The sequence below is a fragment of the Trinickia sp. genome (genome assembly GCF_057351765.1).
Genome location: NZ_JBMRBK010000047.1, coordinates 28869 through 45727 on the forward strand (window position 1 = coordinate 28869; position 16859 = coordinate 45727).

A 16859-nucleotide genomic window follows, 5' to 3' on the forward strand; every position below is an offset into this window, starting at 1 on the left:
CGACCTGCAATGCGAAACAAAACCCCACATCGTCAACGATTGAAATATAGCGCGCTCTTTGCATCGCTGATTTCAGCCGGCGTGGTCTATACACCGGCACGAGCGGCATGCACAAACGGCTACACGTGGGTCGGCAATTCGGTAACGAGCAATCTAGGCGTGTGCCAGGCGGTCTATTTCAGAGACACGCGGACGCAGAACCTTTTCTCGAACGACGACACCGGGACGACGATTACCGCGAGCGGCGACGACATGTACACGGATCAGCGTGGACCCAACGCCGGCGATGGTGCGTCGGCCGTTGCGACGTTCATCGCCGTCAACTCGAATTCGCTGAATACGGCGATCGAGTTGCAGGGCTCGCAAAAGATTGTGGGTCTCGCCACGAGCGGCACGGAGACGGGGATATCCGTTGGGGGCTCGAGTGCCGGTTCGACGGCAGCGTTATTGCTGAACGGCGCGGACTTGCAGATCAACCTGCTTACGCGCGCGGGAACCGGGATTTTCATTTCGGGGAATGGTGTTGCTCCATTGGCCGGGCCCTACTCGGCGTCTGCCACGCTGACGGGGGGCACGAAGGTGGCAATCGATGCATGGCTTCTAGGCATCTACGTGGAGAAGGGCGGGGCATGGAACGGCAACGATCCGACGGGCTCGTTGACGATCGGCGCGGCGATCCCGCCCAACGACGGGATCAAGCTGGTGAACGCGGGCAGCTTCGTGTCCACTTCGAGCATCAACGTCAATGCGAATCACAGTGGCATATCGGTGGGCAATGCCGAGCGGTTCTCGTTGGACGGCGGAGATCAGACGAGGAGTGCGGTCAATGTTCGCGGCTGGAGTGCGAGCGGGACATACGCTTACGAAACCGGGATCGACTATTCCGACGCGGGGATAGCGACGGGACTCGTCAAGAACGTGACGATCAATATGCTCGATATCGGAGCCAACGGCTTTTACGGCAACGGATACGGCGTCAATATGCAACAGGGCAGCCTCGCGCTCGATCACGTGACGATCAATTCGCAAAATATCGACGGTGCGGCAGTGACCGGTATCGGCGGTACGCTGAATGCCACAGCGCTCACGATCAACGCGCAGGGTAAGGGAACAGCGGGCATTCAGTCCGAGCGTCACTCGCCCAATTCGATGTCGTTCACGCTTGGCGGTGCGACGACGAACACGGTGCAAACAAACGGCGACGCCGATCCATCGAGCACGGCATTCGGCAACTATAAATACGCAGCGGGCATCAATCTGCTCGACGGGACCGTCAATGTTTCGAATACGAACGTCATCACGACCGGGACGCAGGCCTATGGAATCTATCTAAGTCAGGGGAGACTCAATGCTCACTTGTTCGCGGGGCCAGGAACGGGAGTCAGCATTCAAACGAGCGGGGCGGGTGCGGACGGTGTGGTTTACAACCCGCAGAATGCGAATACGGCGGGGCTTTCCGTCGCGTTCGATCCGAGCACGAAGATTTCGACAACAGGCGAGAACGCCAATGGCTTCGCGGCTGACGGCGAAAACCTGAACCGTACGACGAGCCCGTTCTCGCTCTCGTTCGATTCTCTCGGCCTCGATTTCGCGAGCTTCTCGCTTTCGGGTGCCGGCGCGGCGGCAATCGACGCACGCAACGGCGCTGAGGTCGTGCTCGGTACGGGCAATCTCGGCGCGGCGACGCTATCGCCCGGTGCGTTCGGCGCCAAGGCCGAAGCGCTCGGCAAGGTGACGTTCACCAACGCTACCCGCACCGGTGGCGCGGCGCTGTGGGCAGCGCAAGGCGGTACGCTTGCCTTCAATGGAACGTCGGATGCGTCAGGCTCGACCATCGTGCTCGATCAGGGCGCGAACTCGCAAGGTGGTGGGCTGCTGGATCTCAGCAGCCGGAGTTCCGATCTGACGGTCGGGCTGCTCGAATCGAACGGATCGGGCGCGCTCGATGGCGTCGTCAATCTGGGTAGCAACAGTCTTGTCCTCGACGGCGCCGGAGTCGCATCGCCGTTTCAGGGAGCGATTCAAGGCTCGGGTGGACTGACGATGGCCGGTACCGGCACGCAGGTCCTATCCGGTGCGCATGTGTTCGATTACACGGGTGCCACCCGCATTCAGAGCGGCACGCTTGCTGTGCAAAACGCCGCGATCGGCAAAGACGCGGCCGGCAACTGGAAAGTGTTTCAGATCGGTGCGCCGGGGCAGCCAGGCGGTACGCTCGATGTCAGCGACAACGGCGGCGTGTTCGAGTTGGGCGGCATTTCCGGCGCAGGCACGGTCAAGCTCGGCACGATGGGCAGTCCCGTTTCGACGCTCGCACTGGCGGATGCCGGTACGAGTCTGTTCTCCGGGACGATCGCGGGCGATGGCGGCGTGACGCTGCAAGGCGGAACTCAAACATTCTCCGGTTCGAATGTCTTCGACTACACGGGTGAAACCCAGATTGCCGGGGGCACGCTCAAGGTCGGCGGGGCCGGCGGCAACCACGTGGCATCGAGCCTCTTCCGTTTCACATCGACGGGCGGCACGCTCGACGTCAGCGGCGGTGGTTTCACATTGGGCGGCATCGCTACTGACGATGGCGCCACGAATGCAACGGTCACGCTCGGCAGCCCGAGCGCACCGGCGAATTTGACGATAGCGGGATCCGGCAACTACGCCTACGCCGGCACGATCTCGGGCACCGGCGATATCGTCAAGAGCGGCACGGGTGTCCAGACCCTTTCCGGCACTGCCGCCTTTGCGAACACCGGCAAAACCGTCGTGCAAGACGGCGTGCTCGAAATCCGAAACATCAGCAATCCGGCGCAGTTCAATTACACGGTCGAGTTGAACGGTGGCTGGCTCGATCTATCGGACAGCTCGTTCGATCCAACCGGTGCGACAGCGACGCAGTGGGCCCAATTGCATGTCACCGATGGCGCGAACGCGGCGCGCGGCGGCATTCTCGCCGGTAACGACAAGATCACGCTGGGCCAGAACGGTGCGGATCAAAGCGAAGCGGCACAGATCGGCGGGGACGGCTCGAACGTGAACCAGCAGGGTGTGTTCGTCGTCAAGTCGGGCTCGAATACCGTCACGCTCGCGGGCGATAACCATTACGTCGGTTATACGCGTATCGCCGGCGGGACCCTGAAGGTCTCGCAAGACAGCAATCTCGGCGAGACGAATTGCTCCGTCAGCACCGCATGCGAGCGCGAGGTGATACTCGACGGCGGCAACCTCGAGATTGCCGGCGACTTCACGTCGCAACGTCAACTCCAATTGCGGCAAGACGGCCAGGTTCGCGTCGATGCACCCGGCGTGGCAGCGACGACCGCCACATTGGGCAGTGTCGCGGGTGAGGACAGGAAGCTGACGAAAACCGGCGCAGGCACACTGGTTTTGACGGGCGAAAGCTTCCTCGGCCACGCGGATGTGCAGCAAGGGGCGCTCGACTTGGGGCCGGCCGTCGTCGATGCGACGAAGATGGCCGGCTCGAACGCGATCACGCAAGCCGAGGGTACGACGGTCAACGTCGCGAGCGGCGCCATTTCGAGCGCGACCGACGCCATCGTGGCCAATGGAACGAGCACGGTCAATCTGTCGAGCGGGACGACGGTGACGGCGGGCGTGGGCAGTGCGCTGTATCGCGTGACCAGCGGAACGGGCACGCTGAACGCGACCTCCGTCGAATTGACCGGCCTCTTGCAGGCGCAGGGGGCGGGCAGCCAGCTCGCGCTTCATCTCGCGGGAGGCAGCGTCTATACCGGCACGCCGAGCGTGGTCAACGGCGCAACGGCGAGCTTGTCGACCGATGCCACGAGTACCTGGAACGCGACCGGGGATGCGGCGCTGACCGGGCTCGACAATCAAGGCACGATCGTCTTTGCGGATGCAGCCGCTACAGGACAAGGCGTCGGCCGCGCCGCAATGAAGGCCGCGCAGACGAGTGTGCCGGCTTATCACGCCATTACGGTCGACGGCAATTACACCGGTGGCGGTACGGTGAAGATGCGGACCGATCTGAGCAACATTGCGACGGCTGGGAATCCCAATACCGACCGTTTGCTGATCTCGGGCAGCGCAAGCGGGCAAACCACGCTCAGCGTATCGGTCTCCGGAAGCGGTGCCATCGTGGCACCTGCGTCCACCGGACAGCCCACGTCGACGCAAGGCATCTCGCTCGTGCAGGTCGGCGGGTCCGCCGGTGCGAATTCGTTCAAGCTGGCGGGCGACTATGTCGCCGTGCCGGGCAGCCCGTTTCAGTATCGGCTTTTCTCCTACGGTCCAAGCGGCGAGGGTCTGCCTGATTACACGCAGAGTGCCTTGCCCGCAGGGCAGGCGCAGCAGTGGGACTATCGGCTCGAGGCCGCCTACGACGATCCGACGCCCACGTCGGGGCGGCTCGCGCTCGTGCCTCAAGGCAGCACCTATTTGACTGCGCCGCTCGCGCTCCAGCACTACGAGGCAACGATCGTCGACAACCTGTATCGCCGCCTCGGCGATATTCGTCATGGCGTGTCCGATCCCAGCGGCGCCGAGGCCGAAGTCTTTGCGCGAACGATCGATTCGCGCAGCGCTTATCACAGCGACCTACCGTATCAAAGCTACGGATTCAACTTCAACCAAACCATTACCGCACTGCAATTCGGCGGCGATTGGCTGCACCGATCGAGCCCAGACCACGACATGCGTCTCGGCGTTGCTTTCACGCTGGGCCACACGTCGGTGACGCCGCAGGCCGCAGCGGCGAGCGCGAGTACCGCCTCCATCGACACCTACGGGCTTGCGCTGACGGGCACATGGCAGCGCCACGACGGGTGGTATGTCGACGGTGTCCTGTCGGTCGGGCGGTACGTCGGTACGGTGAACTCGGAGCAGCGAGGCGAGGTGGGCCGCTTTTCGGCGAACGGATACGACGCGTCGGTGGAGACCGGGCGCACGTTCGGTTTGCCCTATGGCATCGAAATGGAGCCGCATGTGCAGTGGCTCGCTCAAGCCCTTCGATTCGACAGTGGAAAGGATAAAGACGATGTCGTCGACTCGACGAGCGACCTCTTCGCATTGACCGGGCGGCTCGGCGTGCGCTTTTCCGTGGCGGCTCCAGGAACGCTTTCGTGGAGACCGTATATGCGCATCGACCTGTTGCATACCTGGATGAACTCGCCGAAGGCCACGCTGTCGGGCCAATCGTTCGAGATCGGCAAGCCGGGCAGCGCCATGGAGCTCGGCATTGGTGCAACCGGCATGCTCACGCCGGCATTGTCGATCTATGGCGAATTTTCGGGAAGACAGCGGCTCGGGCGCGGATTCAGCGATATCGGCGCAACGCTCGGCGTGCGTTATTCGTTTTAAGCGAGGAGAACATCGATGTTGCCAATTGCCACAAAGAACGACTTGGGTGCGGTGAAGATTGGGGCAGGGCTGCAAACGGATGACGCGGGGACGTTGAGTGTGGTCGACGAGGGCAGCGCACACAGCGTGATGTCGATGATCGTGACGTACGGCAGCCCCCGAGCCGATCCTTCGATGGCCACGTGGCTTCCGGCCAACATCGTCAGCGTGTATGGACCGCCGGGCCTGCCGGTGCTCGTTACCGTGACCGACGGTGCCACGCTCGTCGACCCCGATCCCGGTTCCGCCGACATGAAATCGCTGCAGCTCTCGGCTCGGGGTACGGCGCAGGCTCAGGTCCAGCTCGCAGCCGGTTCCGGCGACCGTGCGGTATCGGTCGTTGCCGCACCTTATATTCAGCCCGCGGACGTAGTCGGCGCCGAAGTGCTTGCGGCGCTGGCCGTCGCCGGCCCCGTGCAATGCCCGGCGTTCTTTTATCCGACGATGCATGACGCGTCATGGACGTTCTTCGAGACGTTCGGCTATACGCGAGGCGCGCCGAGCGATGGCGTGACCCCGTGCGTGGTCACTGTGTTCGTGGACTTTCTCTCGGCCAAGGACAGTGACATCACGAAGCTCCAGATGCAAGTGACGAGCGGCGACGCCGTGTTCGATATGGATAAGGGATCGCAAACCGCCGCTCCCGCAATCATCCAGGCTACGCAGGATTTCGGCATGGCAACGGCGAATATTTATAGCGCGTCGCCGGGGGGTTCGACGATCGAGGTTTCCGTGCCCAACGATGTTTTTCCTGACAAGGCGCTCGTCTATGTGTCATTCGTCGCGCCGCCGGTCAATGAAGCAGTCCAGCATGTATCGGAGGACGTGTGAACGACGACCGCGATTTGCAAATCAAGCTCGATATCCGAAACGATCCTCAACCTGCCGATGACACGAGCCTCATCTGGATCAGGGCGCAAGTCTATACGGTTGTCGGGAGCGAGACGTATATTCCGCCGCCGCAGGACGTGACGTTCAAAATCGAAGATGGCGCCGAGGGACAAAGCAATGCCGAGTTCGTGGGCACTGGCACGAAACAAGCCCATGGAAAAAGCAATGAAACGACAGGCTGGACGTCGTGGCAGTACTTCAAGAGCGGGCAGGACGGCATCGGTACCGTGAAGGCGTCTCTGACCGCGAATACGAGCGTGTTCGATACCAAGCCGTTTTCGTTCGTGCCGGTCGTCGGGATCTTGCCGTCGAGCGGGATCCTGGAAGTGTTCGGGCAAGCTTATTACTGGACGAGCGAGTTCTCCTACTTACCGAATATCATCGGCGCATACGCCCCGAACCGGTACGCCGCCTCCGCGTTCTTTTTCGAGCCAGCGGGAACGAATGCGGTGAAGATTCGGGATTCGCGCAATCGCTACGTGAACGTGAGTTCCGGTCAGTCACTCCTCACCATGGACGGGCCAGGAACCGCTTTCACGGTCGGCGTCGTAAAAGGTCAGAACGCCGTTATGACGCTCGAGGCGAACGGTCGTTATGTCTGTGCTTACTCGGCGAAAGATGACGGTTGGGATGGTTACAATCTCCTGGCGATCGGCACGAACCCCGACGATCAGGCGGCGTTTTTCCAGGTTCAGCCTAAGCCCCTGCCGCCGTATGACCTGAAGATCACGAGGTGTCCCGGTGCGATGAAATTGGGCGAAAGCGCCCAGGTATCGGGCACGCTCACGGGGCCGAACGGTCCGGTGGCATCGGCCGTTTGCAACGTGAACTATCGAAACACGTTGAAGGGGCCCTCGACGACGCAATGCACCGATGGGAAGTTTTCATTTACGGTTACCGCGGATGCAATGCCCGAGCAATCGGAAGCCTTCGTCGCCGTCAGTTATCAGACACCCGAATATACGGCGGCGGACGCAAGATGGATCAAGATCATTGCGCGGCAAGTCGCGATTCACCTGAAGGGAACGCCTTACTACTGGTCCTGCTCGCAGGACCCGTTCACGCCGGGAAAGATCGTTGCCGACGCAACGAGTCCGGCGGACGCGCGAGCCAAATTCACGTTGGAGATCGTACGGCAGGTCGCGCCGGACGTTCAGGCAGTCAAGATTCGAGACGACAAGGCATGTTACGTCAAGGTGGAGGGCAACGTTCTCTACGCGACTGGCCTCGACGCGACGGTCTTCCGGATGGCGACCGTCAATGGCTCGACAGTCAGGTTTCAGCAATCCAACGATGAATATGTGTACGGAATCGCAAAGGGCGCTGACGACGGTTATGACCTCTACGCGGACGGGCGAGGCGGCGACGGGGCGCTCATCGATTTCGAGCTCGTCGATACGTCGATGCCGACTTCGATTACGCTCCAGTCGGTTCCGCTCCAACTGGGGCTGCACGGTTACGCATCGAACTTTGGGTTAGCCAATGTCATCGCCGCCGACACTGTTGCCGACCCGGCAGGCAGCGTGTTTCAGATCATTGACGCCGGTGGCGGAAACATTGCGTTGAAGGCCAGCAACGGTCTATTCATCGGTGCCTTCGATGGATCCTCGGGTGCGCTCATGCCGATTTGCTACAACGATGTCATGTGCGCGAACGTCGAGTCGAGCGACGATCCGAATGCTGCTGTGCGCGTCGATGTCGTCAGCGGGGATCTCGGGTATGGAAGTGTCGTCAGGCTCGTTCACCAACAGTCAGGCAAGTATTACAAAGTCGTCCTGTATCGAAACGACTACTGCGTCCAGGCCATAACGACCGACCCCGATGATGTTTTCACGCAGTTCCATATCGGCAACCCGAATGCCGTATCGGCTGCAAGCGAAGATTCGGACAGTTAGCATGGCAGCGGGGCGGGGCACCGTCATGGCGCCCCGCATGGCCTGCCGTGGTGCGAGGAGGTATCATCCCCTATTCGCCGACTCTCTCGTAGCCATTGCGACCATGAACGACCCTTTTAATCTGGACACGCTCGCCGTGCGCGCCGGCACGGTTCGCACCGAATACAACGAACACTCCGAAGCGCTATTCCTGACATCGAGCTTTTGCTTCAAGAGCGCGGCCGAAGCGGCCGAGCGCTTCAAGCATTCCGAGGACTACTACACGTACTCGCGGTTCACGAACCCGACCGTCACGATGTTCCAGGACCGTCTTGCCGCGCTGGAAGGCGGCGAGGCTTGCATTGCGACGGCCTCGGGCATGAGTGCGATTCTTTCGGTGGTGATGGCGGCGCTGCAAGCCGGCGACCACATCGTCAGCTCGCGTGCGTTGTTCGGCTCCACGCTCGGTCTGTTCACGCAGATCTTCGGCCGCTTCGGCATCGCAACGACCTACGTCGATCCGAACGATCTCGACGCGTGGCGCGCTGCCGTACGTCCTGAAACGAAGCTGTTCTTCGTCGAAACACCGTCGAATCCGTTGACCGAGTTGTGCGATATCGAGGCCATCGGCCAGATTTCGAAGGCGGCCGGTGCACTGTTCGTCGTCGACAATTCGTTTTGCAGCCCAGCCGTTCAGCAGCCGTTGAAACTCGGCGCCGATGTCGTCATGCACTCGGCCACGAAGCTCATCGACGGGCAAGGGCGCGTGCTCGGCGGGGCGCTCGTCGGTACGCGCCAGTTCATCATGGAGAAAGTGTTTCCGTTCGTGCGCACGGCGGGCCCGACGCTGTCCGCCTTCAACGCGTGGGTTTTGCTCAAAGGCCTCGAGACGCTTTCCCTGCGGGCTGAGCGCCATTCGGCCAGTGCCCTGACGCTCGCGCGCTGGCTCGAAGCGCATCCGCGCGTCAAGCGCGTCTACTACCCGGGACTCGAGTCGCACCCGCAGTATGCGATCGCGCAACGACAGCAGCGCTCGGGTGGATCGGTGCTTGCGTTCGAAGTCATCGGCGACACACCCGATGCTCAACGTGCGAATGCGTGGCGCGTCATCGACGGTACGCGATTGTGTTCGATCACGGCCAACCTCGGCGATACGCGCACGACGATCACCCATCCGGCCACGACGACGCATAGCCGTATCACGCCCGAAGCGCGGGCGGCCGCGGGGATCACCGAAGCGCTGCTGCGCGTGGCCGTCGGACTCGAGGATGCGGGCGATATCTGCGCGGATCTCTCACACGGTCTCGGTGAGTGAGCGGTTCCGTTCCACTGTCCGGGCTCCGGGCGTGGCTCGCCATTGCCCGGGCGCGATGCCGAAGCGGCGCGTGAAGGCATGCGTGAACGCGCTTTGATCGCCAAAGCCGACGCCAAGCGCCACCTCGGCCAGCGAGTTGCGCGGATCGCGCAATAGTGCGAGCGACGTGTCGAGCCGCAATCGCTGCAAATAGCGATGTGGCGTCGTGCCGAACGCCTCGTCGAAAAGCTGATGAAAACGACGCACACCGAAGCCGCAATACGCCGCGAGATCGGCCACGCGCAGCGGCTCAGATAAACGTGCGCGCAGCCAGCCGTCGATGCGTGCGAAGTCGAGCCCCGCAGCCGGCGCGGCGTCGGTCAGGCCACCCAGCGTGGCGAGTGCCGAGGCGAGACGTGTGGCGGCCTCCCATCCGAATCGACGCGCCGGCCACGATCGGTCGGTGTCTGCCGCGCCCGCCAGCCCCATCTGCGCACGCGCTCGCACGACATCGGCAACGAGCGCCGTCATCGCCTCGTCGAGCGTCAATACCAGCGCTCGCGCAAAGAGCCGCTCGGGAATGGCGAGCGAGGCAGGCGGTAGATCGACCACGAGTTGCCGGTTCTCGCCGATGCCGGCGTACTCGTGCAATGCGCCTGCGGGAACGAGCCAGGCGCGGCCGCGGTCGATGCGCTCGCCGATGCCATCGACCGTCATCTCCATCGCACCATCGGAGCCGATGACGACCTGATGGAACGCATGCTCGTCGCAGGCGCGGGATTGCCCGAAGCGCCGCAGCGAAACGCCCGGTGACGAAAGGACGGGTGTGCTCATATCAGCCCGCGCGATGGCGATATGCGGATCGATACGAATCGCGACGAATGGACCGTCGATCAGACGTCCAGCAATTCCACTTCGAATACGAGCGTTGCATTGGGCGGAATCACGCCGCCGGCGCCGCGTGCACCGTAACCGAGCTGCGGCGGAATCGTCAGGCGTCTGACCCCGCCGACCTTCATGCCTTGCACGCCCTCGTCCCAGCCCTTGATGACCATTCCGCCGCCGAGTACGAATGCGAATGGGTCGTTGCGGTCCTTGCTCGAATCGAATTTTTGTCCGTCGGTCAGCCAGCCGGTGTAATGGACGCTGACGGTGCGGCCGGCCGTGGCTTCGGCGCCGCTGCCTTCGGTCAGATCTTCGTATTGGAGGCCCGACGCGGTGGTCACGCTCGACATGAGATTGCTCCTCGAATCGCAATGGAAAACCGCCATTGTAGGCGCTTGCCGTCAGGCAAGGTGCCTATAATGTGGTTTCCCGACATACCCGGGTCCTTCGGGAGTCGCCGACGCCAATGTCGCGATCGTGCCGCGCAGGGGCGCGCAACTCGGGGCAACCGGACACCCATCCATCCAGAGGCCGATCGTGTCGACGTCTTTCAATGCCGTTGCCGCTGCCACATCCGATGAACGCTTCGCGCGCATGCGCGCGGAGACGGCGCTGTTCATGCGCGATCACGTACTGTCGATCGTGTCTCACGATCTGCGCAGCCCGCTGAACGCGATTCATAGTTGGGCGTATGTGCTCGAACGCAAGATCGATCCGAACGATCCGGCTGGGCTGCGCGCCCTCGCGGGGATCCGTTCCGGTGTCGAACAACAAGTCAAGCTGCTCGAAGACGCTGTCGACGGTACGCGCGCCGAGACGAAAGCGTTGCCCATCGAGCGTGCCGCTTTCCAGTTGCGCCCGGTGCTCGAACGCGGCCTCGACGAGCTCAGGCGCTCGCTTGCCGAGGCGCGAGGCGTGTCGTTCAGTTTCGATTCGCCGCTCGACGGCGAGCAATGCGATGGCGACAAGGAGCGCCTGCTGCAAGCCGTATGGGTGATGCTCGCGTTCGGCGTCGAGGGCAGTGCGCCCGGCACGGTCGTGACGCTCCAAAGCAGTATCGACGGCGGCTTTTGGCGCACCGAGGTCAGCCATACGATCAACGCGGCCGCGCTGACGGATGCGGAACTGCCGCACGCGTTCGAGCCGTTCGCGCGCAAGCAGGTGTTGCTGCCGCGCGAAGCAGGCCGCGTTGCGTGGGTGCTCGCGCTGCCTCAGCGCGTGGCGCTCGCGCACGGCGGCACGTTCGAGCAGAGCGGCGCCGGTGAGGGCGAAATATCGCGGCTTTCGCTGCGCGTTCCGCTGATCGCGGTCTGACAGCCGGGGGGCGGATGTCAGCCGCCGTTATCGCCTGACGAAACGCGCAAACGTGCTAACGCGCAACGCGCGGACGCACGGCGCAGCGCACGTTGCGCCGGGCCGTCATCGGCCCGGCACGCCTTCCTCGACAAGCAACGCAACGGGCAATGCGCTCAGCACATCGCGCACGAAAAGGCGGCCGTCGTCGCCCACCTTCGGCGCCGCGGGGCTCAACCAATCGAATAGCGCACGGCCGGCTAGCGCGAGCGGCAACTCGATCGACGTATCGTCCCACCGCAGCGGATCGACGAGCGGCAGATCGCGTTGCGGCGAAAGCAGGGCGGCGGCGAGCCGTGTTCCGACGACGATGGCATAGGCATCGCCGTGTCGGCGCGCGAATGCGACCACGTGCCGCGCGCCGCTGCCATGCACGCGCAACGGTAGATAGGCACCCGCGAGAAAGAGCGCCGGCGAGACGGCGCGCAGCGCCAGCGCGCGGTGAACGATACCGAGCTTCACGCGCGCATCGCGCCACGTGCCAAGTCGTTCGCTCGGTGGCGTATCCGCGAGTGCGGCACGGCGTGCCTCGAAGTCGACGGGCCGGCGATTGTCGGGATCGACGAGGCTGAAATCCCAAAGCTCGGTGCCCTGGTAAAGGTCGGGGACGCCCGGCGATGCAATGCGCACGATGGTTTGCAACAGACTGTTCACCGCTCCCGCGGGCGCGATGCGCGCGACGAACGAGGCAAGCTCGTTCAAGAAGCCGTCGCGGCGCTGCGGAGCGAGGATATCGAAGAGAAATGCGCGCGAGGCTGCTTCGTAGTCCAGATCGGGCGCCTGCCAGCTCGTGCGCAGCTTGGCCTCGCGCAGGGCTTTCAGTTGCCACGTGGCCACTCGCTCGGCGAAGGCCTCGACGCCCCGAGCGTCGGACGGGTCGAGCTCGAGCGGCCAGCAGCCCACGAGCGTCTGATAGAGCATCGCCTCGGCGCACGCGCCGGGCGCCCACTCGCGCGATGCGGCCGCTCCAGGCGCGGCCGCATCGGCGGCCAACTCCCCTGTCGCGGTACGTCGATGCGGCGCGTTGAGTGCCGACCACGCACGCTGTACGGCGCACCATTCGCTCGCGATTTCACTGAGCACGGCGAGCCGCGCCCGTACATCCTCGCCGCGCTTGTGGTCATGTGTGGCAGTTGTGACAAGACCGTGCGGGAAGCGCTGGGCACGCTCGAGGTTCGCCGCATGGAATTGCTCGACCGTGAACGCGAATACGCCGGGGTCGGCGCCGACCTCGTTGCGCGACAATAGCCGTCCATAGCGGTAAAACGCCGTGTCTTCGACGGCCTTGGCGGCCAGCGGCGCGCTCAGTTGCGCGAAATAGGCGCAGGCTGTGCGGCGTTCCCGGCCCGCTGCGCCGGCGCCCGCGCCGGCGCTTGGAGTGCCCGCCTGCTCGTCGCGTCCATCGTGTCCGCCGAGCCACAGATCGATTTGATCGAGTACGGCCGAGTAGCTTGCCGGCAGCGATGCGCGCGCACCGTCCAGCGCCGCTTGAAAATACGGTTCGTCATCCAGCGTCCGGACGCCGTTGCTCGGATAGACCCGATAGACGCGAAGATGCACGGCCAGCTCGGTCAACGCGCGCCGAATCGCGGTGAACGTGAAATCGCGCGTGGCGGGATGCTCGCGTGCCAACCGGTGCAGGGCGCGGCTTGCGCGATCGAGCTCGGCCGAGAGGTTCTCCGCAAGAATCTTTCGACGGGCCGCACGCGCTGTCTCGATGAACGACGTTTCGCTGCCGGCGAGGTCGTTCCACGCGGCAGTGAGCGGCGCTTCGCCGTTCGGGTCGTGCAACAGCGCACCGATCAGATCCATGAAGTCGTAACCGGACGTGCCGTCGGCGTCCCAGTCGACAGGTAGCGTTTCGTCTGCCGCCAGGATTTTCTCGACGATCAGATATGCGCGCGCATCGCCGAGCTGGGGCGGGCGTTGCCCCTGTCGCTCCGCGAACCGCTCGCGCAAGCGGTGGCAATACTCGCGTGGATCGACGAGGCCATCGATATGATCGATGCGCACCCCGTCGATGACGCCCTCGGTATAAAGCCGCAGGATGAGCGCGTGCGCTGCCTCGAAGACTTCGGCGCGTTCGGTGCGAACGGCGGCGAGCGAGCCGATATCGAAAAAGCGCCGCCAATTGATTTCGTCGGCGGCCGTGCGCCACCAGGCGAGGCGATAGAACTGGCGCTCGAGCAGCCGATGCAGGCGCTCGCGCGATGCACCGGCATGCGGTGCATAGGCGGCGAGCGCGTTCTCGATCGCCTGTGTGCCGTGCGTGACGACATAGGCTTGCAAGCCATCGAGGGCGCTCGATGCGCGCGTGCGGTCCTCCGGCTGCGGCGTGAGGTTGTCGAAGCGTTCGGCGATCGCAGCCAGCGCCGAGTCGGGCGCGGCTTCCGCGGTTGCCCCGCCCCGCAGGATCGCCGCGTAGTCGACGGGGCAAATTGGAAAGACATGCTCCGCATAGCGTGCGGCGAAGCGCGCGCGCTGGGCGTCGAACACGAGCGTAATGCGGCCAGCCGCGAGCTCCGCGCCATATTGCGCGCCGAGGCATGGAGCGAGGACCTTGCCGCGCAGGGCCGGATCCGGCGAGTGCCAGTCGATGTCGAAGTGGCGGGCGTAGGTGCTGTGGCGACCCCACTGGAGCACATCGAGCCACCATTTGTTGCCCGCCTGCCAGATGCCCATGTGATTGGGCACGATGTCGGCGACGATGCCCATTTGCCGTGCGTGCAGCGCATCGGCCAGGCGCTTTAGCGCGGCTTCGCCGCCGAGCTCCGGATTGACGATGCCGTAGTCCACCACGTCGTAACCATGCATCGAGCCGGGCGCGGCCGTCGTCAGCGGAGACAGATAAAGGTGGCTGACACCGAGCGCCGCGAAGTAGTCGGCGTTGGCGGCCGCATCGTCGAACGTGAATCCGCGGTGCAGCTGCAACCGAAGCGTGGAGCGCGGCAGCGTCATGATCGGCGGGGCGCCCCGTGCGGGGCTCGCGCGGGCGGCGCCGTGCCGGCGTTACCGGTGTTGGCGGTGTGGGCGGTGTTGCGTGGACGCGCATGGGCGATCGCGCGCAGCCTGACGTTGAGCCCGTCGTCGGCGAACAGCGCATCGATCGATACCGCGAGACGGCGCCGCCAGTTCGGATGTTCATCCACGGAACCGGGCAGATTGGGCTGCTCGGCGAGGCCCATGAGGTCTTCGAGCGGATAGACGACGAGCGGTGCCGGCGTGGCGCAGACATAGGCCAGCGCTTCGTCGATGGGCGGCTGCTCCGGCGGTGGTGCCTCGACGGCGCGCGGGGCGATGCCCGCCTGCTGGAGCGCGCGCCAGAGAGCATCGCGATCGGCGGCGCGTTCCGCCTTTGCAAGCGCGACAGGATCTCGGCGATCCGGTCGCGCCGCCGTTTGTCCGATGCGGTGGCGCCAGTCGATATCGTGACCTTGCCACCAACCCGCGATCGTGGGCAGATCGTGCGTTGTCGTCGTGGCGAGCGCGCCCTCATCCCATTGCCCGGGCGCGGCAAAGCCTTTGCCGTCGGCGGTTCGCTCAAACCAGAGCACGCGCATGCCCAGCACGCCGTGATGCGCGAGGCGATCGCGGAAGCCGGCCGGCACCGTGCCGAGGTCCTCGCCGATCACGACGGCATGATGCCGCCACGATTCGAGCGCGATGAGCCGCAGCAGGTCGTCGAAGGGATAGGCCAGGTAGGCGCCGTCGGCTGCCCGCGCGCCTTCCGGTACGAGCCATAGCCGTTTGAGTCCCAGCACGTGGTCGATGCGCAGGCCGCCCGAATGAGCGAAGGCGGCGCGCAGCATGTCGATGAACGCGGCGTAGCCTTGTTGGTTCATGGCGCGCGGTGAGAATGTCGTCAGCCCCCACGCTTGCCCGGCCTGATTGAACAGATCCGGAGGCGCACCGACGGAGACGCCCTGCAGCATCTCGTCCCGATACGACCACGCATGGCTGCCGGCGCCATCGCAGCCGACGGCGAGGTCGGCGATCAGGCCTATCGCCATCCCGGCATCGCGCGCGGCGTGTTGCGCGTAGTCGAGTCCTTTGGCGGCCAGCCACTGCAGGAACAGGTGAAAGTCGATCTCTTGCCGCTGCTCGCGTGCGAAGGCTTCGGTTTGCGCACTGCGCGGATGCCTCAACTCGGCTGGCCAGTCGCGCCAGTGATCGTGGCCGTGGCGGGCGCGCTCGAACGCATCGATCGCTTCGAAACGCGCGTGATCCTCCAGCGGCTGTCCGCCGCGCGCGCAAAACGCCTCGAAGTCGGCCGCATTCGGTGAGCTGCCGGCCCGATCGCGCAGACAGAACCGCTCGAACAGCGCCCGCAGCACGATGAGCCGCAGCCCCACGGCATTCGGCCAATCGACTAGCGGCTCGGCCTCCAGGGCTGCCCACGCCCGCGTCGCTCCGACGGCCTGCAGCGCGCTCTGGGCAGCATCGCGCCCGAGCACGGCCGCGGGATCGATATGCGCGACGTTCAAAAAGAGGCGCGACGACGGGGAGTACGGACTGAACTTGGTCGGTGCCGCGCTGAACATCGCATGCGTCGGGCTGATGGCCAGTGCATGCGCGCCGCGGCGCGCACTCTCGATCGCAAACGCGGCGAGCGCGGAGTAGTCGCCGATGCCGCCGTCCCCGTCGCGGCGCAGGCCATACAACTGCGCGGCGATGCCCCATAGCGCCGGGTGCGCTGCCTCGAGGCCGGCTGCGCGGCAGGCGTCGGCCACGGTATGGCAACGGCTGGGCGCAACGGCCAGCTGCACGCAATGATCATCGACGCAAAGCGTGTGGTAGCCGGGCTGCGAGACAGGGGCAAGCAGTGCCGTTTCACCCCTCGGGGTGCCGAGACGCCCTTCGATCGATTCGCCGCCTTCGAGCTCGATCCGATATCGGCTGGTCGGCTTTACCGCGCGTGCGGGCAACGCGATAGCGTGGCCGCATTCGGCGGTGATGAGCGGCGGCAACGTGTGCGCGGCTTGCTCCGCATCCAGCATGGCAAGGCTCGCTTGCGCTTCGCGGCGCGTGCGGCAGGGCAGCCCCAGTGCATCGAGGAGCGTGGCGAGCGTGTCGTGCGGCACTCGATGCTCGTGGCCGTTGGCGTCCTCCCATCGCACTTCGAAGCCGGCGCGGGTGGCAAGGCGCTCGATCGCGTCGTGTTCCGATCGGTTGGGCGGGGCCTTTGCCAT

9 protein-coding genes are annotated in these 16859 nt (G+C 64.4%); 5 read left to right on the forward strand and 4 right to left on the reverse strand.

Features of this window, described 5'->3' with window-relative positions; translation table 11 throughout:
* The first annotated feature begins 9 nt into the window (after nucleotides 1–9).
* The 4 genes from ACO1XS_RS13190 (at nucleotide 10) to ACO1XS_RS13205 (ending at nucleotide 9453) form a co-directional block, all read left to right on the forward strand.
* Nucleotides 10–5334, forward strand: coding sequence for an autotransporter outer membrane beta-barrel domain-containing protein (locus tag ACO1XS_RS13190; protein WP_331568547.1), 5325 nt, complete (start codon nucleotides 10–12; stop codon nucleotides 5332–5334).
* Nucleotides 5335–5349: 15 nt separating this feature from the next.
* Entirely contained in the window at nucleotides 5350–6204 is an 855-nt protein-coding gene (locus tag ACO1XS_RS13195) for a hypothetical protein (RefSeq protein WP_331568546.1), read from the forward strand.
* Nucleotides 6201–8159 (forward strand): fascin domain-containing protein, encoded by a 1959-nt coding sequence (locus ACO1XS_RS13200; protein WP_331568544.1) that lies wholly within the window; start codon nucleotides 6201–6203, stop codon nucleotides 8157–8159. Before ACO1XS_RS13195 ends, ACO1XS_RS13200 begins: the two co-directional genes overlap by 4 nt.
* A 103-nt stretch (nucleotides 8160–8262) precedes the next feature.
* Nucleotides 8263–9453, forward strand: a complete 1191-nt coding sequence (locus tag ACO1XS_RS13205) for an O-succinylhomoserine sulfhydrylase (RefSeq protein ID WP_331568542.1) — start codon at nucleotides 8263–8265, stop codon at nucleotides 9451–9453.
* Here the strand turns inward: ACO1XS_RS13205 and ACO1XS_RS13210 are convergent.
* Nucleotides 9433–10266, reverse strand: a complete 834-nt coding sequence (locus tag ACO1XS_RS13210) for a helix-turn-helix transcriptional regulator (protein ID WP_331568540.1) — start codon at nucleotides 10264–10266, stop codon at nucleotides 9433–9435. The two genes, ACO1XS_RS13205 and ACO1XS_RS13210, sit on opposite strands and share 21 nt — an antisense overlap.
* Before the next feature lie 59 nt (nucleotides 10267–10325).
* On the reverse strand, nucleotides 10326–10667 hold the full coding sequence (locus ACO1XS_RS13215) for an FKBP-type peptidyl-prolyl cis-trans isomerase (RefSeq protein WP_173256657.1): 342 nt from the start codon (nucleotides 10665–10667) through the stop codon (nucleotides 10326–10328).
* A gap of 187 nt (nucleotides 10668–10854) precedes the next feature.
* Here ACO1XS_RS13215 and ACO1XS_RS13220 point away from each other — a divergent pair, with 187 nt between their 5' ends.
* The gene (locus ACO1XS_RS13220; protein WP_440561452.1) at nucleotides 10855–11631 is read left to right on the forward strand and encodes a sensor histidine kinase; all 777 of its coding nucleotides are present in this window, start codon (nucleotides 10855–10857) and stop codon (nucleotides 11629–11631) included.
* A gap of 105 nt (nucleotides 11632–11736) precedes the next feature.
* On the opposite strand, the gene treY is transcribed toward ACO1XS_RS13220, so the two are convergent.
* On the reverse strand, nucleotides 11737–14628 hold the full coding sequence (gene treY, locus ACO1XS_RS13225; RefSeq protein ID WP_486390856.1) for a malto-oligosyltrehalose synthase: 2892 nt from the start codon (nucleotides 14626–14628) through the stop codon (nucleotides 11737–11739).
* Nucleotides 14625–16859, reverse strand: coding sequence for a 4-alpha-glucanotransferase (malQ, locus tag ACO1XS_RS13230; RefSeq protein WP_331568536.1), 2235 nt, complete (start codon nucleotides 16857–16859; stop codon nucleotides 14625–14627). Before malQ ends, treY begins: the two co-directional genes overlap by 4 nt.